This window comes from Streptomyces sp. NPDC002176 (genome assembly GCF_044903645.1).
Taxonomy (GTDB): domain Bacteria; phylum Actinomycetota; class Actinomycetes; order Streptomycetales; family Streptomycetaceae; genus Streptomyces.
The window spans coordinates 755,959-774,877 of sequence record NZ_JBJDQW010000003.1; the positions used below are offsets into that span (position 1 = coordinate 755,959).

The following is an 18,919-nucleotide window of genomic DNA, read 5'->3' on the forward strand; positions in this document are numbered from 1 at the left end:
CCCGCGGAAACGAAAAAGCCCCTCACACAGGAGGGGACGCCGCGCCGATGCCGACCGTCCGTGGGGACCGGCGGTCGGTACTGATCAGCGCGGCTCGCTAAGCAGAAGGCGTACAGCACGCATGGCCACAGGGTACCGCAGCCCTTGAGCAAGCCGCGACGCGCGTGCGTATGCAGGTGAGACATGTCCGTACGGCCGCCAGATCTGAATCCGGGTCAAGGATTACTTCGCGTAACAGTCACTAAGGGACGACGCCGCAGGTGATTCGTCCGTTGATAACAACGCAATAACTCAAACCTCGTACTGATCGGTATGGCTCCACCTAGAGTTCGGCAGCGGGACCGCCTTCCCGAAACTGCTCGGAGTTGCCCCCATGAACCCTCGTCGTAGTAACAGCTCGCTCCCCAAGCCCGGCCGGTCGGCCTACGGGGTGGCGTCCGCTGTCTTCCTGCTGTTGATACCCGTGATCGTGCTGGTCGGAAGCAGCCAGTTCCAGGAGTTCCTGAACTTCGGCGCAGGCGTGCTCACCCTCGTCTCGCTCAGCTCCTCGGTGATCTGGGGGCTGGTCGCCCAGGACCGCATCCTGCTGAACACGCGCCAGCGGATCATCGGCCAGGCGGTCCACCGGACCATGTCGGTCGCCTCGATCGCGTTCCTGCTGCTGCACATCACCGCCAAGATCGCGCTGGACCACACCACGCTGATCGCGGCCCTCATCCCCTTCTCCGGCGGCCTCACCGCCAGCGGCGGCCTGATCGGACTGGGCTCGCTGGCCGGGCTCCTGATGATCTTCGTCGGCGTCACCGGCGCCCTGCGCAGCAACTTCGCCGCCCCGGCCCCCGTGGCCGCCCGCTGGCGCGCGATGCACATGCTCGCCTACCCGGCGTGGTGCGCGGCCCTGGTGCACGGCCTCTACGCGGGCCGTCAGGCCAAGCCGGTCTTCGTGATCCTCTACGGCCTCGCGCTGATCGGCGTGATGGCCGGCCTCGCCCTGCGCGCCGCGCCGCGCCCGGTCAAGCAGCGGCTCGCCGACCAGCTGATCGGGCTCCTCGGCGGCGGCGATCGCCTCGACCTGGACCGCCTGGAGGCGAGCCGCAGCCGGATGTCCGAGCCGGGCTTCGACAACCGGCGCGAGCCCCGCCGCGCCCCCGAGACCCCGTCCGGCCCGCTCTACCAGTCCCCGGCCGCGGACGCCACGGCGGGCTTCGCCGCCGCCTACCGCACGGCGAACGGGCCCGGGCAGCAGCAGTTCGGCGCCCAGGGCGGACGCCGGGACACCCCCGCGGACATGCGGCCCACCGAGGCGATGCCCCGGATGAACCCCACCGGCCCCGGTCCCGGCCCCAGCTGGCCGGTGCCGTCCCCGCCCCCGGTCCGCGAGGCCCCGCCGTCCTCCTACGACCCGCTCCAGGACACCGGATACAACATCCCCGCCTATGGCAATCCGGGCACCCCCGGATACGGCGGAAGTGATGTGTACAACACCGGTGAGACGAACGCCCGGTACGGGACGTACAACTCCTCCGAAACGTTCAACAGCGGTCCCGCCCCTGAAGCGACCCCCGGCGCAGGCTATGACGCGCCGGGTTCGGGCGAGCCCTGGAACACGCCTTCCGGAGGCCATAGGTGAACGAGGCCCTGCCCGACGTCCCCGAAGTCCGCGTGGTCGGACTTCCCCAGCTCACGTCGGGTTTCGACCTTGTGGAGCGGCTCGATCTGCCCATGCATCTGAAGGTGCACGGGCCGCTCGAGCCGCTCGGCGGTGAGCAGCTCGCGCAGCTCTCCGAGAGCATCAACCTGAAGGGCCGCGGCGGCGCGGGCTTCCCCTTCCACAAGAAACTCCGCTCGGTCGCCGAATCGGCGATCAAAAAGGGTGTGCGGCCCGTCGTCGTCGTCAACGGCAGCGAGGACGAACCGGCCTGCCGCAAGGACACGGTGCTGATCAACCGGGCCCCGCACCTCATCCTGGACGGCGCGCTGCTGTGCGCCGAGGCGATGGGCGCGCGCACCCTGGTGATCGGTGTGACCCGCGAGTCCACCCAGCGCTCCATGGAGGCGGCGCTCGCCGAGCGCGGCCTGAGCAACTCCCGCCGCTCGGCGCTGCGCGCCTGGGTGCAGCGCAACCCGGTGCGGATGGTCACGGGCGCCGCCGCGGCCCTGATCCGCTCGGTGGACGGCGGCCCGGCGATCCCGCCCGGCCGCAAGATCAGCGCCTCCCAGAGCGGCGTCGGCGGCGTCCCCACCCTGCTCTCCAACGCGGAGACCTTCGCCCAGCTGGCCATCGCCGCCCGCATCGGCCCCGAGCGCTACGGCAACACCGGTCTGTACGACGAGCCGGGCACCGTGATGCTCACGGTGTCCGGCGCGGTCGCCCGCCCGATGGTGATCGAGGCCCCCACCGGCGTGCCGCTGCGCTACATCCTCCAGCTGGCCGGTGCCCCGCCGGTCCCACAGGGCGTGCTGACCGGCGGCTACCACGGCAAGTGGATCGACGCGGCGACGGTGAACGAGGCGGTCGTCTCGCGCAACTCGCTCGACGCGGTGGGCGGCGCGCTCGGCGCGGGCGCGATCCTGCCGATCAGTCAGGAGACGTGCCCGCTGGGCGAGTCGCTGCGGGTGGCGCAGTGGCTGGCCGACGAGAGCGCCGGGCAGTGCGGCCCGTGCTACCTCGGACTGCCCGCCGCCGCGCGGGGCATGGAGGACATCATCAACGGCGGCGGCCCGGCCGCGCTGGAGGCGCTGAAGCAGGTCGCCAAGAACGTGAAGCGACGCGGGGCCTGTTCGCACCCGGACGGCTCGGCGATGTTCCTGGAGTCGACCATCAAGGCGTTCACGGACGACCTGGCCGCCCATGTCCTCGGCAACGGCTGCGGACGCCCCGTGGAGGGCGTGCTCCCGCTGTTCGAGGGCGGCCAGCTGCCCGCCGGGATCACGGGCGGCGCGGCACCGGAGGAGGCCGGCGGCAGCCGCCAGAAGATCTACGTCGACTGGACGCTGTGCCGGGGCCACGGCCTGTGCGCGGACATCCTCCCGGAGGTCTTCGAGCTGGGCGCGGACGGCTTCCCGACGGTCGCCCAGGCCCAGGTGCCGCGCTACGCCGAGGCGAAGGCGCTGCGCGCGGTACGCCGCTGCCCGGCGCTCGCCCTGCGGATCGAGGAGGACACCCGCGGCCAGGCGCCCGCGCGGAACCTCCCGGTGGTCTCCCAGGGCCGGGGCAGGCGCGCACTGGGCCGCTGACGCGACTGGGCGGGCCGTCCGCGAACGGCCCGCCCGGCCAAAGGCTGGAAGACGTCAACACGACGAAGGCGGACCGTCTTTACGACGATCCGCCTTCGTTCTCTGTGGAGCTAAGGAGAATTGAACTCCTGACCTCCTGCATGCCATGCAGGCGCTCTACCAACTGAGCTATAGCCCCTTGTTGTTTTCCGCCCGGTTTCCCCGGCGGCGATGCCAACATTACACGGACCCCGGGGTGGAACACCAAATCGGTTCCGCAATGTCCGTTATGCCGCGATGCAGGTCAAGCGGTGACGAAGGAGTAGAACCGCTTGAGCGTGCAGTGCTCCTCCAGCAGCCGTCCGTAGATCGGCTCCCCCTCCAGCTCGCGGTACGTCTCGATGGGGTCGCCTTTTATGATCAGCGCCCGCGCGCATTCCTCGCACCAGTACTGGTAGTCGGGGTTGATCGGCTCCATGTCGCGGACGATCGGGGTGCCGCTCCCGCACCAGTCGCACTTCCGCCTGTGTGCACCCATCGCTCAGCTCCAGCTATGGCCACAGGCCACCCGCGCGGAACCTCCAAGGATGCTCGCAGGCATCGCCACTCCCTCCCGTCGGGCCGAGCCCCCTTCCGGCCGTCTGATTCTGCCACGGCCGGGCCTGCACGGTCAGCGACGCCTCAGTACCGGTCCGGACACGGTCACCCCCGCACCGACCCCGTTCACAGAGGTATACGACCTTGGAACGTGAACGACTCAAGCCGGGGAGAAACAGAAGATCCCGCCCCTCGAAGGGACGGGATCTTCATCACCGATCTGTGACCACTCGGTACGAGTGTCGATCTGTGGAGCTAAGGAGAATTGAACTCCTGACCTCCTGCATGCCATGCAGGCGCTCTACCAACTGAGCTATAGCCCCTCGCGTTCTTCCCGCTCCGCGGGCCGAACAAGAAGAACTTTAGCCTGTGACCTGCCGGAAAGTGAAATCGGCTCAGTCGTCGTCGCCGAGGACCGGCTCGGGCAGGGTGCCCGCGTTGTGCTCCAGCAGCCGCCAGCCGCGGGCGCCCTCGCCGAGCACGGACCAGCAGCAGTTGGTCAGCCCGCCGAGGCTCTCCCAGTGATGGGACTCCAGGCCGAGTAGCCGGCCGATCGTCGTACGGATGGTGCCGCCGTGGCTGACCACCACGAGGGTGCCGTCCTCGGGCAGCTTCTCCGCGTGCCGCAGCACGACGGGGGCGGCCCGGTCGGCGACCTCGGTCTCCAGCTCGCCACCGCCGCGCCGGACCGGCTCGCCGCGCTTCCAGGCGGCGTAGTCGTCCCCGAACCTGGCGATGATCTCGTCGTGCGTCAGGCCCTGCCAGGCACCCGCGTAGGTCTCCCGCAGGGCCTCGTCCCGGACGATGTCCAGGCCGGTGAGGGCGGCCAGCTCGTCGGCCGTGTCCGAGGCGCGCTTGAGGTCCGAGGCGATGATCGCGTCCGGCCGCAGCGAGGCCAGCTGCCGGGCGGCCCGGCGGGCCTGGGCCACGCCGGTCCCGGTCAGCTCCACGTCCGTGGTGCCCTGGAAGCGGCGCTCCACGTTCCAGGCGGTCTGGCCGTGCCGCCACAGGATGACGCGGCGGCCCCGGCTCGGGCGGTCGGTCACCTCACCGGTGGCGCTCATCAGCGCTCCTGGCCGGGCTGGTCACCGGCCTCGTCCGCGTGCAGCTTGGCGTGCTCCTCGGCCTTGCCGCGGGTGGCGCGGGCCTCCTCGGGCAGCTCCAGCTCGGGGCAGTCCTTCCACAGGCGCTCCAGGGCGTAGAAGACGCGCTCCTCGCTGTGCTGGACGTGGACGACGATGTCGACGTAGTCCAGCAGGATCCAGCGGGACTCGCGGTCGCCCTCGCGGCGCACGGGCTTGGCGCCGAGCTCCTTCTGCAGGCGCTCCTCGATCTCGTCGACGATCGCCCGGACCTGGCGGTCGTTCGGGGCGGAGGCCAGCAGGAACGCGTCCGTGATCGACAGCACGTCGCTGACGTCGTAGGCGATGACGTCGTGGGCGAGCTTGTCGGCGGCCGCCTGGGCGGCGGTGTTGATGAGTTCGAGAGAACGGTCGGTGGCGGTCACTGTGCGGCTTTCGTTCGAGGACGGGGTGTGATGACGAAGAGTTCGGGGCGGCCTGCCGGGCGCGGGGCGCTTTCCGGAAGGCACCGGAACTCCAAGGGTCTCACGGGCGGCCGGGCGCACCCCACGTGTTCCGGTGCTCACGTGGGGTGTGCCGCGTCGCGTTCAGGAGGTTGTGGGCCGGTAGTCCTGGCCGAGGACGACGAGGACGTCGGCGCCGGAGGAGACCGCGCCCTTGGTCACCGACCCGGCGGGCAGGCCCAGGGTCTTGGCGACCTCGGCGGCGTTCTGCCGGTCGGCGGCGTCGGAGTAGACCACCTTGGAGGCGGCCCGGGCGCCGGAGGCGGTGCCGCCCTCGATGAAGCCGAAGCCGCCGCCGAGCAGGGTCACGCGGGCCTTGTCGGTGTCGTCCTTGGCGCCGGTGGCGTTCTGTACGGCGACCCGGACCGCGGAGCCCGCGTCGGGGCTCTTGGCGGTGCCGCCCAGGATGTTCTTGACCACGCTGTCACTGGTCCCGGCGGTCAGCGTGCCGTCGCTCTGCACCGGCAGCGGGACGGTCCGGTACTTCCCGCCCTTGGCGAGGTCGGCCAGCTTGGCGAGGAAGGTGCCCAGGTCCTTGTCGGTGAGCGGCGGGTCGAGGATCTGCGCGAGGGTCTGCACGGTGGTCGTCGCGGCCGACGGGTCGGACGACAGCTTGCGCAGCGCGCCCTGCATGACCGCACCGAACCGCTTGAGCTGGGCGTTCTCGGTCTCGCCGGGCCCCCGGTAGGTGGCGTAGGCGACGGCCATCTTCCCGCTGAGGGTCTGCGCCTTGCCCCGGTGGACGAGCGGGGCGGCGCCCTTCTTCTTGGCGTCGGGGTCGGGCACGTCGGTGTCGGTGTCGATCTCGATGTCGCCGACCAGCTCCACGAGGTTCTGCAGGTACGGCGTGTCCAGGCGCCAGGTGCCCTGGATGTCGGTGCCGAGGACGGTGTCGAGCTGGTCGCGGGTGCCGGAGGAGCCGTCGTCGTCGACCGACTTGGCGAGCGTGGTGGTGGTGCCCGAATCGTCGCTCAGCGCCAGGGAGTTGGGGAGCAGGACGGTGGTGCCGCGCCGGGTGGTGGTGTTGTCGACGAGCAGCACGGTGGAGGTGTCGCGCGTGCCGGTGTTGTGCAGGTGGACCACGATCACGTCGCGCTTCTGGGCGCCCGCGGCGACGGTGGTGCCGGTCCCGGCGCCGGGCGAGGAGACGCCGGGCAGCTTGCCGTCGTACCAGAGGTAGCCGACGCCGCCCGCCACGACCAGGCCGAGCACGACACCGAGGGCGACGACCCGGCCGCGGGCGCGACGGCGGGCCTCCTCGCGGCGCTCGGTGCGGTTCTCGGTGAACTTCAGCCAGTCGATGACGTCCTCGGACTCACCGTCCGGCTCCTCGGCGAACGCGAACTCCCCGCCCTCGCCCGCCTCTTGGCGCTCCGGTCCGGCCGGGGGCGGCGGTGTGCCGGGCTCCTCGCGCGGCTGCGGCTGCGGCTGTGACTGCGGCTGGGCGCCGGGGCCGGTCTGCTGCGGGATGTGCGCGGTCCGCTCGGTGACCCTCGGCTGCTGCCCACTGGTCGCCGCCTGCCCGTAGGGGTCGTAGCCGGGCGCGGGGTCCTGGCCGCCGTTCCCGTACGGGTCGTAGGGGGCGTGCTGGGTCCCGTAGGGGTCGTAGGCGGGGGGTACGGGCTGCTGCTGCCCGGTGTCGTAGCCGCCCTGGGGGTAGCCCTGACGCTGCCCGTAGGGGTCGTAGGTCTGCTGCTGCGGCGTGTGGCGGGGCGGGACCTGCTGGTACACGGGGCGGCCGTAGTCGTCGTAGCCGACGATCTCGTACTGGTCCTCACCTCCGTGACTCTCGTCGCCGTACCCAGCTTCGTATCGGTCGTTCACCGGTGCCCCTCTCGGCTCACTCGCCGCGGTACAGCTCACGCTTGTCGATGTAGCGGACGACGCCGTCCGGGACCATGTACCAGATGGGGTCGCCCTTGGCGACTCTCGCCCGGCACTCCGTGGAGGAGATGGCCAGCGCGGGCACCTCGACCAGGGAGACCCCGCCCGCGGGCAGACCGGCGTCGGTGAGCTGGTGGCCCGGGCGGGTGACGCCGACGAAGTGGGCGAGGGAGAAGAGTTCCTCGGAGTCGCGCCAGGTCAGCAGCTGGGCCAGGGCGTCGGCGCCGGTGATGAAGAACAGGTCGGTGTCGGGGTTGAGAAGGCTCAGGTCGCGCAGCGTGTCCACGGTGTAGGTGTGGCCGCCGCGGTCGATGTCGATGCGGCTGACCGAGAACTGCGGGTTCTCGGCGGTGGCGATGACCGTCATCAGATAGCGGTCCTCGGCCGGGGAGACGTTCCGGTGCGACTTCTGCCAGGGCTGGCCGGTGGGTACGAACACCACCTCGTCCAGCTGGAACCGGGCGGCGACCTCGCTGGCCGCCACGAGGTGTCCGTGGTGGATCGGGTCGAAGGTGCCGCCCATGACGCCGAGCCTGCGCCGGTCCGTGCGGGCGGGGCCGTGGCCGGCCGTGCTCGCGGCCGGATCGTTCACGGTGCCCTCCGCCGGACCGGTAGGCATGTCCTGCTCTCCCATGCGTGCAGACCCTACCGGCCCGGCCTGCGGCTTCTCGCCGGGGACCGGTCGGGTTTCAGCGGTCGCGGTTGAAGCGCGTGGTGATCCACAGCAGGAGCAGCAGGATGATCAGGGCGCCGCCGCCGGTGACCGCGGGGTTCAGGCTGTTGTGGTTGCCGCCGTGCTCGCCGCCCTCGGCGGCGAGAGTGACCAACTGGGCAGCGGTGCTGTGGAAGCTCATCTTCGGCAGGACCTATCGCGTGTGGGCGGGATAAAGACGTCGCTTCATCGTAAGCGGGTGCCCCCGCGACGATCACGCCGACTCCGGCAAAGGGCCCTCGGGGCGCGGCGCGCGGGAACCTCCGCCGCGCGTCAGTCGTCCTTCTGCTTGTAGCCGCGCAGGAGGAACCAGGCGGTCAGCGCGCAGCCCAGGACCATCACGATCAGGACGATCCGGAGCAGGTTTCCCGGCCCCTGCTGCTGGACGGCGCTCGCGGCGGCCTCGGTCAGCCAGGTGGCCGTGGGGTGGTGCTCCATGCGTGACTCCTTAGGGGTGCTGCCCGTCCACGGTATCTCCGCCTAGGCTGGGCCCGGTCCGGGGGGCGCAGCGGGTTTCCGAAGACGCAGGGGGAAGACATGTCCGACGACCGCCACGAGCAGGCCGGCCACGAGCGGGTGCCGGGCAGGCGCCGCAGCCGCTTCCCGGGGATCTCCTCGCGGGCCTACGAGCATCCGGCCGACCGGTCCGCGCTGGTGGCCCTGCGCAAACTGACCGGTTTCGACACGGTGTTCAAGGCGCTGAGCGGGCTGCTGCCCGAGCGGAGCCTGAAGCTGCTGTTCCTGTCCGACTCGGTGCGGGTCTCCGACCGGCAGTTCGCCCACCTGAGCGACATGCTCCGCGACGCCTGCTACATCCTGGACCTGGAGAAGGTCCCGGCGATGTACGTCACGCAGGACCCGAAGCCGAACGCGATGTGCATCGGCCTGGACGAGCCGGTCATCGTGGTGACCACCGGTCTGGTCGAGCTGCTGGACGAGGAGGAGATGCGGGCGGTCGTCGGCCATGAGGTGGGCCACGCGCTGTCCGGCCACTCCGTGTACCGCACGGTGCTGCTGTTCCTGACCTCGCTGGCGCTGAAGGTGGCGTGGATTCCGCTGGGCAATGTGGCGATCATGGCGATCGTGACGGCGCTGCGGGAGTGGTTCCGCAAGTCGGAGCTGTCGGCGGACCGGGCCGGGCTGCTGGTGGGCCAGGACCTCAGGGCGTCGATGCGCGGCCTGATGAAGATCGCGGGCGGCAACCACCTGCACGAGATGAACGTGGACGCGTTCCTGGAGCAGGCCGAGGAGTACGAGGCCGGGGGCGACCTGCGGGACTCGGTGCTGAAGATCCTGAACGTGCTGCCGCGCTCGCACCCGTTCACCACGATCCGGGCGGCCGAGCTGAAGCGGTGGGCCGAGTCGCGCGACTTCCAGCGGATCATGGACGGCCACTACCCGCGCCGCGAGGAGGACAAGGACGCCCGGGTCGGCGAGTCCTTCCGGCAGTCCGCGGCGAGCTACGCGAGCGACGTGCGCACCAGCAAGGACCCGCTGATGAAGCTGGTCTCGGATCTCGCGGGCGGTGCGGGCGACCTGGGCGGCCGGGTGAAGCGGGGCTTCAACGGCTTCGCCGGGCAGCCCCCGAAGGACGGTCCCGCGAAGGACGCCCCGGCGGAGGGCTGAGCCGCCCCGGCCCCGCGCTCACACGTGCGGCTGGGCGGAGTCGGCGAGCGTGCCGCACAGGGCCGCGGCGCCGGTCCCATAGGGGTCGGTGCCGGGCGGTCCGCCCGCCTTGGCCCGCTCACCGGCGAGCAGCGGCCGCAGATAGGCGCTGGTGTCCGTGTCGCAGGACAGCGGGCCCGCCTGGGTGCTGGAGGAGGTCAGCCGGGTCTGGCCGACGCGCAGGATCTCCTGGTCGAAGCGGAAGGTCAGCTCGCGGCGCACGGTGAACAGCGAGACGGGGCTCTTGCCCTCGGTTCCGGCGGCGCGCAGGGCGTAGACGAAGGTGCCGTCGGCCACGACCTGGAGGGTGGCCGAGTCGGTCTCGCTGACCCGGAGGGCGCCCCGGGTGCGGATGTCGTTGTCGGCGAGGGCGGTGCGGGCGGGGTCGAAGCGGATCATCCAGCCGGTGGGCGCGTGCCTGCCGTCGGCCGCGGGGGCCGCCATGCCGCGGTCGAACTGGTCGAGCTGGTCGGCGGCGATCAGGGCCCGTACGGGGCGGGTCTGGCGGCCGGTGAGCACGTCGGGGTCGAGCGCGGAGTGCAGGACGTACTTGCGGGCGGTGTCGAGGGCCGCGAGGACCTGGCTGTCGGAGAAGTGCGGGGTGGGCTGGGAGGGGGGCAGCGGCATCCCGGCTAGGCCCACCGCGAACCGGGCGGCGGGGCTGCGGGCGTACAGCGTGCGGGCGTCGGGGGCGCCGGGCACCTGGCCGCGCGGGGCGAGCGGGACGACGCTCATGCGCAGCGGTTCGGTGGATCTCTTCACGGGTGCTGAGCCGTACGGGTGGCGGAAGCCCATGAAGATGGCGGTGCCGAAGGCCACGGCGAGCAGCAGGAGGAGCACCATCGCCTGCCGGGTGATGCCCCGGCGCAGGGGCGGGCGGCGGCGTACGGCGGGGGCGTGGTCGCTGACGCGTTCGCGGGCGGAGGACTCCTGGAGCCGGGCAGCGCGGACGAACGACTCGTCGAACACGACGGATCGGTACTCGTCCTCGGCACCTCCGGGGCCGCCCTCGGGTGTCCCCTCCGGTGGGTCTCCAGGCCCGCCCATACATTCAGGGTAGGTCGCGGGAGGCTCGGGTAAACGCGCTGGTGCGCGACAAACTTCTGGCAGGTTCGCACCAAGAACGCCCGGGCGGGCGTCAGGGGGTGGGCGGGATCGCGGAGACGGTTGGCCGGGAGTAGTCGGCGGAGACGGAGGGCGCGGCCACGCCGTCCCGGCCGAGGCCGGTGGAGGCGGGGGCGGGCACCTGGTCGCGGGTGCCGGAGGAGGCGCCCCGGTAGACGGCGGCGAAGGCCAGCGCGACCATGCCGATGCCCATCACCACGGCGAGCACCCAGGCGACGGGCCGGTGCCAGCGGATCTTTCCGTAGGCGCCGAAGGGGCCCTCGTGGCCGTCGTGGGCGTAGCGGCCGTCGGGGTCGTCGTCGTCGAGGTCGTGGCCGAAACCGTTGCCGTCGGGGCCGTAGCCCTCGTCGTAGGGGTCGGCGGGGGCGTGGGTGCGGCGGCCGTCGGTGTCGGTCGCCTCGGCGCGGGCCTCGGCGGCGGCGAGGAGGCGTTCCACGGCGGTCGGCTCGTGGATGGTGGCGGCGGCGACGAAGGCCGCGTCGAACACCACGGAGGCGAACTCTTCGTCCGGCACCCCGTGGTCGTGGTCGTCGTCGGGCTCCCAGCCGTCAGGGAACGGCGTGCCCCCCACGTCCTCCGGCACGGGTCCAGAGTAGACCTGGGGGGTCAATTTGGGCAGACGGTATGGAAATTCGTCCGTCGTCCCGTGGGCGCTCGGTGGAGATGTTCAGGGGCGTACGTGGCCGTCGCCGGTGACGATGTACTTGGTGCTGGTCAGCTCCGGAAGGCCCATGGGGCCACGGGCGTGCAGCTTCTGGGTGGAGATGCCGATCTCCGCGCCGAAGCCGAACTGGCCGCCGTCGGTGAAGCGGGTGGAGGCGTTCACGGCGACGGTGGTGGAATCCACCAGACGGGTGAAGCGCCGGGCCGCCTGCTGACTGGTGGTGACGATCGCCTCGGTGTGCCCGGAGCTCCACCGCCGGATGTGCTCGACGGCCTGGTCGAGGGAGTCGACCACGGCGGCGGCGATGTCGTACGACAGGTACTCGGTCTCCCAGTCCTCCGGCACCGCCTCCACCACGGTCGCCTTCGTGCCCTCGGCGTGGGCCAGGACGCGCGGGTCGGCGTGCACGGTGACCCCGGCGTCGGCCAGCGCGTCCAGGGCGCGGGGCAGGAAGGCGGCGGCGATGTCCTGGTGGACGAGGAGGGTCTCGGCGGCGTTGCAGACGCTGACCCGGTGGGCCTTGGAGTTGACCAGGATGTCGATCGCCATGTCGATGTCGGCTTCGGCGTCCACGTAGACGTGGCAGTTGCCGGTGCCGGTCTCGATGACGGGGACGGTGGACTCGCTGACCACGGTCTGGATGAGCGAGGCGCCGCCGCGCGGGATGAGCACGTCGACGAGTCCGCGGGCGCGCATCAGCTCCCCCACGCTCTCCCGCCCCTCCCCCGGCACCAGCTGGACGGCGTCGGCGGGCAGCCCGGCGCCCCCGACGGCGTCCCGGATCACCTGGACGAGGGCGGTGTTGGACGCGTAGGCGGAGGCGGAGCCGCGCAGCAGGACGGCGTTGCCGGACTTCAGGCAGAGCGCGGCGGCGTCGACGGTGACGTTGGGCCGGGCCTCGTAGATGATGCCGACGACGCCGAGCGGGACGCGGACCTGGCGCAGGTCGATGCCGTTGGGCAGGGTGTTGCCCCGGACGATCTCGCCGACCGGGTCGGGCAGCTTCACGACGTCGCGCACGTCGGCGGCGATGGCGCGGACCCGCTCGGGGGTGAGGGTGAGCCGGTCCACGATGGACTCGGCCGTGCCGTTCTCCCGCGCCTTGGCCACGTCACGGGCGTTGGCGGCCACGATCTCGGCGGTGCGGACCTCCAGCGCGTCGGCCACGGCGAGCAGCGCGTCGTCCTTGGCGGCGCGCGGCAGCGGCGCGAGGTCGGCGGCGGCCGCCTTGGCCCGGTGGGCGGCCCGGGTGACCGGCGAGAGGGAGTCGTTCGGGGAGAGCGTGGTCATGGGGGAAGGGTAGTGCGCGGCGCGTGGCGCTCCGGGGGGCTTTCCACACCGCGAGACGCGGGGCGCTCAGAAGGGGTGGACCCCTACGGGGGTGGCCGGTGCGGGCCCGTAGCCCTCGGCGATGCGCTGGTGGTAGGTCTCGCGGTCGATGACCTCCAGGCCGACGATCTCCCAGGGCGGCAGTCCGGCGGTCTGCCGGTGCTCGCCCCACAGGCGCAGCGCGACGGCGGCCGCGTCGTGCAGGTCGCGGGCCTCCTCCCAGTACCGGATCTCGGCGTGGTCACCGGCGTATCTGCTGGTCAGGAGGAAGGGGTGGTCGTGGGCGAGCTGTTCCAGGGCCCGCCGCAGATCCTGGACGGGGACGTGTTCCCCGGAGACACTGAGGGTGACGTGCCACAGGCGGGGCAGGTCCTTGGGCTCCTCGTAGGTGTCCCCGGCCGCGACGCTCGTCAGAGCACCGCGGGACGCCGCCCCAGGACGGACTCGTCTCACGACGGCCTCCTTCACGCATGGCCCCTTGACGGAACGTGTCCCTTCAACATGTCCCCGCGACAAAGTTGAGCAGGCCGCAGGGCTCCGCGTGGCGGTTTTACGGAACGTCCCCCACCGGGGTCGCCCGGTGTGCCCGGCCTTTCCGGGGCGGGGGCGGCGGTCAGGGGTGCAGGAGTACCAGGTCGTCCCGGTGCACGACCTCGCGTTCGTAGGCCGGGCCCAGCTCGCGTGCCAGCTCGCGGGTCGAACGCCCGAGCAGCTGGGGCAGCTCCCGGGCGTCGAAGTTGACCAGCCCCCGCGCCACCGCGTGCCCGGCCCGGTCCCGCAGCTCGACCGGGTCCCCGGCGCTGAACTCGCCGGTGACGGCGGCGATCCCGGCCGGCAGCAGCGAGCTGTGCCGCTCGACCACCGCGCGCACGGCGCCGTCGTCCAGGGTGAGGGAGCCCTGCGGGGTGGAGGCGTGCTGCAGCCAGAGCAGTCGGCCCGCGGAGCGTTTGCCGGTGGGGTGGAAGCAGGTGCCGGTGTCGCCGCCCGCGAGGGCGTCGGCGGCGTGCACGGCGTTGGTGAGGACCACGGGGATGCCCGCGGCGGCCGCGATCCGGGCGGCCTCGACCTTGGTGACCATGCCCCCGGTGCCGACGCCCGCCTTGCCCGCGCTGCCGATCTCGACCCCGGCGAGGTCGGCGGGGCCGCGCACCTCGGCGATGCGGGAGGTGCCGGGGCGGGCGGGGTCGCCGTCGTAGACGCCGTCGATGTCGGAGAGGAGGACCAGCAGGTCGGCGTGGACGAGGTGGGCGACGAGGGCGGCCAGGCGGTCGTTGTCGCCGAAGCGGATCTCGTCGGTGGCGACGGTGTCGTTCTCGTTGACGATCGGGAAGGCGCCCATCGCCAGCAGCTTGTCCAGGGTGCGGGAGGCGTTGCGGTGGTGGGCGCGGCGGCTCATGTCGTCGCTGGTGAGCAGGACTTGGCCGACGCGGACGCCGTAGCGGGCGAAGGACGCGGTGTAGCGGGCGACCAGCAGGCCTTGGCCGACGCTGGCGGCGGCCTGCTGGCGGGCGAGGTCCTTGGGTCGGCGCTCCAGGCCGAGCGGGGCGAGTCCGGCGGCGATGGCGCCGGAGGAGACGAGCACGATCTCCTTGTCCCCGCCGCCGCGGACCTTCGCGAGCACGTCGACCAGCGCGTCCACGCGGTCCGCGTCGAGTCCGCCCGCGGCGGTGGTCAGCGAGGAGGACCCCACCTTGACGACGATCCGCCGGGCCTCGCCCACGGTCTGCCTTGCGCTTGCCACCTTGCCCGCTGTCCTCTCGTCCCGGTCCGGCTGCGTGTGCCCGCAATCTACGGGAACGCCGGTGGCCGGTGCAGCCGGGTTTCAGCAGGCGGACGGGGTGCGCGGTGGAGGCACGGGGTGCGGGCGGGGCGCGTTCTGCGACCATGGAGCCCATGCGAAAAGGCGGTGCGGTACGAGCGGTTGCGGCTGCGATGGGCGGGGCGTTGATCGTCCTCGGCGCGGCGGGGTGCGGGGGTCCGGACAACAAGGACTCGGGTTCCGCGCGGGCCCAGGACGACAGAAAGGCGCCCCAGACCGACCTGAAGCGGGTGCCCGGTGTCGGTGACCGGCTGTGGAAGCGCGTACCCGGGGAGTCCCGGCAGGTGCTGGTGGTCTCCGGCAAGGGGCGGGACTCGGCGGACTCGGACGCGGCGCTGTACACGAAGAAGGGGTCGACCTGGACGCGGGAGCGTGCCTGGGCCACCCACAACGGCCGCAAGGGCTGGACGACCGACCACCACGAGGACGATCTGCGCAGCCCTGTCGGGGTGTTCACGCTGAGCGACGCCGGTGGGGTGCTGGCCCAGCCCGCGGCCAAGCTGCCGTACACCGAGTCGGCCGCGTTCCAGGCGCCGCACTTCTGGAAGAAGTCGTACTGGCACGACTTCGACCTCGTCATCGCCATCGACTACAACCGCGTCAAGGGCACCCCGCCCAACGACCAGACCCGGCCGCAGGGCCAGTCCAAGGGCGGCGGCATCTGGCTGCACATGGACCACGGCAGCGGTACGTCGGCGTGCGTGAGCCAGTCGAAGGCGGACATGGAGTATCTGCTGCGCACGCTCGACCCTGCGCTCCACCCTGTCGTGGTGATGGGTGACAAGGCGGAGCTCAAGGTCTGAAGCGTGACGCGGGCTCAGCCGTGGCGGTGGCGCCAGCCCTGCCAGGCGGAGTCGATCATGTCGTCGAGGTCGAGGCGGGCGGTCCAGCCCAGTTCCTCGCGGATGCGGTCGGCGGAGGCGACGACCCGGGCCGGGTCTCCGGCGCGGCGGGGGGTCACGTCGGGCGTGCGGTCCTCGTTGTCCGTCACCTTGAGGATGCGGTCCACCACCTCGCGGACCGAACTGCCCTCGCCACGGCCGATGTTGAGGGTGAGGGAGGTGCCTTCCGGCGCCTCCTTCAGCCGGGTCGCGGCGGCCTGGTGGGCGGAGGCGATGTCCTGGACGTGGATGTAGTCGCGCACGCAGGTGCCGTCCGGGGTGGCGTAGTCGTCACCGAAGATACGGGGCGACTCCCCGGCCTCCAGCCGCTCGAAGACCATCGGGACCAGGTTGAAGACACCGCCGTCGGACAGCTCGGGGGCGGCGGCACCGGCCACGTTGAAGTAGCGCAGCGAGATGGCGCGCAGGCCGTGGGCCCGGGCGGCCGCGGCGATCAGCCACTCGCCGACGAGCTTGGTCTCGCCGTAGGGGCTCATCGGGGCGCAGGGGGTGTCCTCGGTCACGAGGTCGACGTCCGGCATGCCGTAGACGGCGGCGGACGAGGAGAACACGATCCGGCCGACACCGGTGTTCTTCATCGCCTCGAGGAGGGTCTGCAGGCCGGTGACGTTCTCGCGGTAGTAGTGGAGCGGCCGCTCCACCGACTCGCCGACCTGCTTCTTGGCCGCGATGTGCACCACACCCGTCACGGCGTGCTCACGCATCGTCCGCTCCAGAAGCTCCTGGTCCAGGACGCTTCCCACGACCAGCGGAACACCCGAGGGCACCCGGTCGGCACTGCCGGTCGACAGGTCGTCGTACACGACGACGCCTTCGCCGCTCTCCGCCATGACGCGCACGACATGGGCACCGATGTATCCGGCGCCGCCCGTGACCAGCCAGCTCATTCCGATTCCTCCTCGATGTTCACTACCCGGCAGCAGACTCCTTGATGGGCCAGGGAAAATCGAATCCGACATCCCATCCCGGACATTGAGAAATCGGGCATGCGTGGAGATATGAGATGGACCACTTCACGACCATCTCATGAGAGGAAGGGAACGATTCGCGCCGCGAGAGGGTCCTTGTACGCTGTGGCGGCGGCTCGCTCGGGCCCGTCGGCGGACAGAGTTCACTCCGGCCCCGGCCCACACTCATGTGATCGGCCCTCGGAACAGGTTGTAAAGGATGCCCAAACTCTCTCTCGTCGTCCCCGCGTACAAGGTGCAGGCGTACCTCGCGGAGTGTCTCGACTCGATCCTGGAGCAGGACTTCACGGACTTCGAGGTCATCGCCGTCGACGACTGCTCGCCCGATGCCTCGGGCGCCATTCTGGACGAATTCGCCGAGCGCGACCCGCGAATCCACGTGATTCACCTCACGGAGAACGTGGGCCTCGGTCACGCGCGCAACGCGGGCATGGAGAAGGCGACGGGTGAGTACCTTCTGTTCCTCGACAGCGACGACACCCTCACCGAGGGTGCGCTGCGGGCGATAGCCGAGCGGCTCGAGGCCGCGGGTGACCCCGAGATACTCGTCTACGACTACGCGCGCGGCTACTGGGACGGCAGGGTCTCCCCCAACCAGCGCGCCGCCCTGCTCCGCCCCGACGGGCCCGAGTCCTTCCCGCTCAGCGAGCGGCCGCAGCTGCTGGACCTGCTCCAGATCGTCTGGAACAAGGCGTACCGCCGGGACTTCGTCCTCCGCATGGGCCTGAGCTTCCCGTCCGGGTACTACGAGGACGCCCCCTGGACGTTCTGCTCGATGATCAGCGCCGAGCACATCGCCCTGCTGGACCGGGTCTGCGTGATGTACCGCCAGCGCCGTGAGGGCGGCAACATCCTGAAGACCGTCAGCCGCAAGCACTTCGACGTCTTCGACCAGTACGACCGGGTCTTCGACTTCGTCGACGCGCATCCCGAACTCGCCGAGTGGCGCGGGCCGTTGTTCCGCAAGATGGTCGACCACTTCCTCACCGTCCTCACCAAGCCCGGCCGACTGCCGCAGAACGCGCGTGCCGAGTTCTTCCATCGCGCCTCCGCCGACTACCGCAAGCGGCTCCCCGCGGGCTTCCAGCGGCCGGCCGGCAACCTCGGCCACAAGTACGCGATGATCGAGCGCGGCTCCTACGTGACGATGGCCGGTGCCCTGGGCGCGGTGAAGCTCCGCCAGGCGGTCAGGCGCCGGGCCCGCACCACCGTCAACAGGTCCAAGCGCAACGCGATGGGCGTCTACTACCAGTCGCAGCTCAAGCTGCCGCTGGACGAGAACCTGGCGCTGTTCTCCGCGTACTGGAGCCGCGGTGTCTCCTGCAACCCCGCCGCCATCGACGCCGAGCTGGCCCGGCTGGCGCCGAACGTGCGCCGGGTGTGGGCCATCAAGGCGGACGCGGTGGACAAGGTGCCCGCGGGCGTCGACTACGTCCGGGTCGGCTCCAGCGCGTACTGGTCGGCGCTCGCCCGCGCCAAGTACCTGGTGAACAACGTGAACTTCGCCGACGCGGTCGTGAAGCGCGAGGGTCAGGTCCACCTCCAGACGCACCACGGCACCCCGCTGAAGAGCATGGGGCTGGACCAGCGCAAGTACCCGGCGTCCACGAACATGGACTTCGCCCAGCTGCTGCGGCGCTGCGACCGCTGGGACTTCAGCGTCAGCTCCAACCGCTTCTCCACCGCCATCTGGGAGCGGGTGTACCCCTGCTCCTACGTCTCGCTGGAGACGGGCTACCCCCGCAACGACGTGCTGGCCAACGCGACCGCCGAGGACGTGCGGGCGGCCCGTACCGCGCTGGGGCTCGCCGACGGCACCAGGGCGTTCCTGTACATGCCGACGCACCGCGAGTACCAGGCCGGTTTCGTGCCGAGTCTCGACCTGGAGCGGCTCGCCGACGAGCTGGGCCCGGACGTCACCCTGCTGGTGCGCGGCCACTACTTCTACGGCGGCTCGTCCTCGCACCTGGCCGAGCTGTACCGGAGCGGCCGCATCGTCGACGTCTCGGACCACGGCCGGGTGGAGGAGCTGTACCTCGCCGCGGACGCGCTGATCACGGACTACTCCTCCGCGATGTTCGACTACGCCGTGCTGGACCGGCCGATCGTCATCCACGCGCCGGACTGGCAGATCTACTCCACCGTCCGGGGCACGTACTTCGACCTGCTCGAGGAGCCGCCCGGCGCGGTCAGCACCTCGCAGGCCGAGCTGACCGCCCTGCTGGACTCGGGCGCGTACCAGAGCCCGGACGCGACCGCGCGTCGCGCCGCCTTCCGCCGCCGGTTCTGCGAGCTGGACGACGGGCGGGCGGCCGAGCGCGTGGTCCGGCAGGTCTTCCTCGGGGAGTCGCTCACGCAGTTGCCGCCCGTCGTACCGCTGGACGAACGGGTGCCCGCACCGACGCCGTCAGACATCGCTCCGTCCGATTCGATATCCGTACTTTGACCAGAGG

At 71.4% G+C, this 18,919-nt stretch carries 18 protein-coding genes and 2 tRNA genes; 5 read left to right on the plus strand and 15 right to left on the minus strand.

Features of this window, described 5'->3' with window-relative positions; genetic code table 11:
- Nucleotides 1-373: 373 nt before the first annotated feature.
- Together ACI2LY_RS17300 and ACI2LY_RS17305 are read left to right on the plus strand one after the other, a co-directional pair.
- On the plus strand, nucleotides 374-1,630 hold the full coding sequence (locus ACI2LY_RS17300; protein ID WP_404707865.1) for a cytochrome b/b6 domain-containing protein: 1,257 nt from the start codon (nucleotides 374-376) through the stop codon (nucleotides 1,628-1,630).
- Nucleotides 1,627-3,237: an NADH-ubiquinone oxidoreductase-F iron-sulfur binding region domain-containing protein gene (locus ACI2LY_RS17305; protein WP_404707866.1), complete on the plus strand. Its 1,611-nt coding sequence runs from the start codon at nucleotides 1,627-1,629 to the stop codon at nucleotides 3,235-3,237. Before ACI2LY_RS17300 ends, ACI2LY_RS17305 begins: the two co-directional genes overlap by 4 nt.
- 105 nt (nucleotides 3,238-3,342) lie before the next feature.
- Here the strand turns inward: ACI2LY_RS17305 and ACI2LY_RS17310 are convergent.
- From ACI2LY_RS17310 to ACI2LY_RS17350, 9 genes are all read right to left on the minus strand, one after another.
- A tRNA-Ala gene (locus ACI2LY_RS17310) sits at nucleotides 3,343-3,415 on the minus strand.
- Nucleotides 3,416-3,520: 105 nt separating this feature from the next.
- Nucleotides 3,521-3,754 (minus strand): hypothetical protein, encoded by a 234-nt coding sequence (locus ACI2LY_RS17315; protein ID WP_006136074.1) that lies wholly within the window; start codon nucleotides 3,752-3,754, stop codon nucleotides 3,521-3,523.
- Nucleotides 3,755-4,063: 309 nt separating this feature from the next.
- Nucleotides 4,064-4,136, minus strand: a tRNA-Ala gene (locus ACI2LY_RS17320).
- 72 nt (nucleotides 4,137-4,208) lie between these two features.
- Nucleotides 4,209-4,877 (minus strand): histidine phosphatase family protein, encoded by a 669-nt coding sequence (locus tag ACI2LY_RS17325; RefSeq protein WP_404707867.1) that lies wholly within the window; start codon nucleotides 4,875-4,877, stop codon nucleotides 4,209-4,211.
- Nucleotides 4,877-5,320, minus strand: coding sequence for a ribosome silencing factor (rsfS, locus tag ACI2LY_RS17330; RefSeq protein ID WP_393913529.1), 444 nt, complete (start codon nucleotides 5,318-5,320; stop codon nucleotides 4,877-4,879). Before rsfS ends, ACI2LY_RS17325 begins: the two co-directional genes overlap by 1 nt.
- A 162-nt stretch (nucleotides 5,321-5,482) precedes the next feature.
- Complete coding sequence (locus ACI2LY_RS17335; protein ID WP_404707868.1) at nucleotides 5,483-7,222, minus strand: LytR C-terminal domain-containing protein; 1,740 nt, start codon at nucleotides 7,220-7,222, stop codon at nucleotides 5,483-5,485.
- A gap of 16 nt (nucleotides 7,223-7,238) precedes the next feature.
- On the minus strand, nucleotides 7,239-7,916 hold the full coding sequence (gene nadD, locus ACI2LY_RS17340) for a nicotinate-nucleotide adenylyltransferase (RefSeq protein ID WP_404707869.1): 678 nt from the start codon (nucleotides 7,914-7,916) through the stop codon (nucleotides 7,239-7,241).
- A gap of 55 nt (nucleotides 7,917-7,971) precedes the next feature.
- Nucleotides 7,972-8,136: a hypothetical protein gene (locus ACI2LY_RS17345; RefSeq protein ID WP_361660069.1), complete on the minus strand. Its 165-nt coding sequence runs from the start codon at nucleotides 8,134-8,136 to the stop codon at nucleotides 7,972-7,974.
- 131 nt (nucleotides 8,137-8,267) lie between these two features.
- Nucleotides 8,268-8,432 (minus strand): hypothetical protein, encoded by a 165-nt coding sequence (locus ACI2LY_RS17350; RefSeq protein WP_388993555.1) that lies wholly within the window; start codon nucleotides 8,430-8,432, stop codon nucleotides 8,268-8,270.
- 99 nt (nucleotides 8,433-8,531) lie between these two features.
- Between ACI2LY_RS17350 and ACI2LY_RS17355 the strand changes: the two genes are divergently transcribed.
- On the plus strand, nucleotides 8,532-9,620 hold the full coding sequence (locus ACI2LY_RS17355) for a M48 family metallopeptidase (RefSeq protein ID WP_404707870.1): 1,089 nt from the start codon (nucleotides 8,532-8,534) through the stop codon (nucleotides 9,618-9,620).
- A gap of 18 nt (nucleotides 9,621-9,638) precedes the next feature.
- Here ACI2LY_RS17355 and ACI2LY_RS17360 read toward each other — a convergent pair whose 3' ends face one another.
- From ACI2LY_RS17360 to proB, 5 genes are all read right to left on the minus strand, one after another.
- A complete protein-coding gene (locus ACI2LY_RS17360; protein ID WP_404707871.1) occupies nucleotides 9,639-10,706 on the minus strand; it encodes a hypothetical protein in 1,068 nt (355 codons plus the stop codon).
- A 91-nt stretch (nucleotides 10,707-10,797) separates the two neighbouring features.
- The gene (locus ACI2LY_RS17365; protein ID WP_404707872.1) at nucleotides 10,798-11,394 is read right to left on the minus strand and encodes a hypothetical protein; all 597 of its coding nucleotides are present in this window, start codon (nucleotides 11,392-11,394) and stop codon (nucleotides 10,798-10,800) included.
- Between the two features lie 57 nt (nucleotides 11,395-11,451).
- Entirely contained in the window at nucleotides 11,452-12,738 is a 1,287-nt protein-coding gene (locus ACI2LY_RS17370; protein ID WP_404707873.1) for a glutamate-5-semialdehyde dehydrogenase, read from the minus strand.
- Nucleotides 12,739-12,804: 66 nt separating this feature from the next.
- Nucleotides 12,805-13,230, minus strand: coding sequence for a hypothetical protein (locus ACI2LY_RS17375; protein ID WP_388993569.1), 426 nt, complete (start codon nucleotides 13,228-13,230; stop codon nucleotides 12,805-12,807).
- 160 nt (nucleotides 13,231-13,390) lie between these two features.
- Entirely contained in the window at nucleotides 13,391-14,497 is a 1,107-nt protein-coding gene (gene proB / locus ACI2LY_RS17380; protein WP_404708167.1) for a glutamate 5-kinase, read from the minus strand.
- Nucleotides 14,498-14,709: 212 nt separating this feature from the next.
- Here proB and ACI2LY_RS17385 point away from each other — a divergent pair, with 212 nt between their 5' ends.
- Nucleotides 14,710-15,399 carry a L,D-transpeptidase family protein gene (locus ACI2LY_RS17385; RefSeq protein WP_404707874.1) on the plus strand — a complete coding sequence of 230 codons (690 nt, stop codon included), beginning with the start codon at nucleotides 14,710-14,712 and terminating at the stop codon, nucleotides 15,397-15,399.
- A gap of 14 nt (nucleotides 15,400-15,413) precedes the next feature.
- Here the strand turns inward: ACI2LY_RS17385 and galE are convergent, their stop codons facing one another.
- The gene (galE, locus tag ACI2LY_RS17390; protein ID WP_404707875.1) at nucleotides 15,414-16,385 is read right to left on the minus strand and encodes a UDP-glucose 4-epimerase GalE; all 972 of its coding nucleotides are present in this window, start codon (nucleotides 16,383-16,385) and stop codon (nucleotides 15,414-15,416) included.
- A 280-nt stretch (nucleotides 16,386-16,665) separates the two neighbouring features.
- Here galE and ACI2LY_RS17395 point away from each other — a divergent pair, with 280 nt between their 5' ends.
- Complete coding sequence (locus ACI2LY_RS17395) at nucleotides 16,666-18,912, plus strand: CDP-glycerol glycerophosphotransferase family protein (RefSeq protein ID WP_404707876.1); 2,247 nt, start codon at nucleotides 16,666-16,668, stop codon at nucleotides 18,910-18,912.
- Nucleotides 18,913-18,919 lie beyond the last annotated feature (7 nt).

Coding starts and splice junctions, on each gene's coding strand:
- ACI2LY_RS17300 (WP_404707865.1), top strand. CDS start 374: ATGAACCCTCGTCGTAGTAACAGCTCGCTCCCCAAGCCCGGCCGGTCG.
- ACI2LY_RS17315 (WP_006136074.1), bottom strand. CDS start 3,754: ATGGGTGCACACAGGCGGAAGTGCGACTGGTGCGGGAGCGGCACCCCG.
- ACI2LY_RS17325 (WP_404707867.1), bottom strand. CDS start 4,877: ATGAGCGCCACCGGTGAGGTGACCGACCGCCCGAGCCGGGGCCGCCGC.
- nadD (WP_404707869.1), bottom strand. CDS start 7,916: ATGGGAGAGCAGGACATGCCTACCGGTCCGGCGGAGGGCACCGTGAAC.
- ACI2LY_RS17345 (WP_361660069.1), bottom strand. CDS start 8,136: ATGAGCTTCCACAGCACCGCTGCCCAGTTGGTCACTCTCGCCGCCGAG.
- ACI2LY_RS17350 (WP_388993555.1), bottom strand. CDS start 8,432: ATGGAGCACCACCCCACGGCCACCTGGCTGACCGAGGCCGCCGCGAGC.
- ACI2LY_RS17355 (WP_404707870.1), top strand. CDS start 8,532: ATGTCCGACGACCGCCACGAGCAGGCCGGCCACGAGCGGGTGCCGGGC.
- ACI2LY_RS17360 (WP_404707871.1), bottom strand. CDS start 10,706: ATGGGCGGGCCTGGAGACCCACCGGAGGGGACACCCGAGGGCGGCCCC.
- ACI2LY_RS17370 (WP_404707873.1), bottom strand. CDS start 12,738: ATGACCACGCTCTCCCCGAACGACTCCCTCTCGCCGGTCACCCGGGCC.
- ACI2LY_RS17385 (WP_404707874.1), top strand. CDS start 14,710: ATGGGCGGGGCGTTGATCGTCCTCGGCGCGGCGGGGTGCGGGGGTCCG.
- galE (WP_404707875.1), bottom strand. CDS start 16,385: ATGAGCTGGCTGGTCACGGGCGGCGCCGGATACATCGGTGCCCATGTC.
- ACI2LY_RS17395 (WP_404707876.1), top strand. CDS start 16,666: ATGCCCAAACTCTCTCTCGTCGTCCCCGCGTACAAGGTGCAGGCGTAC.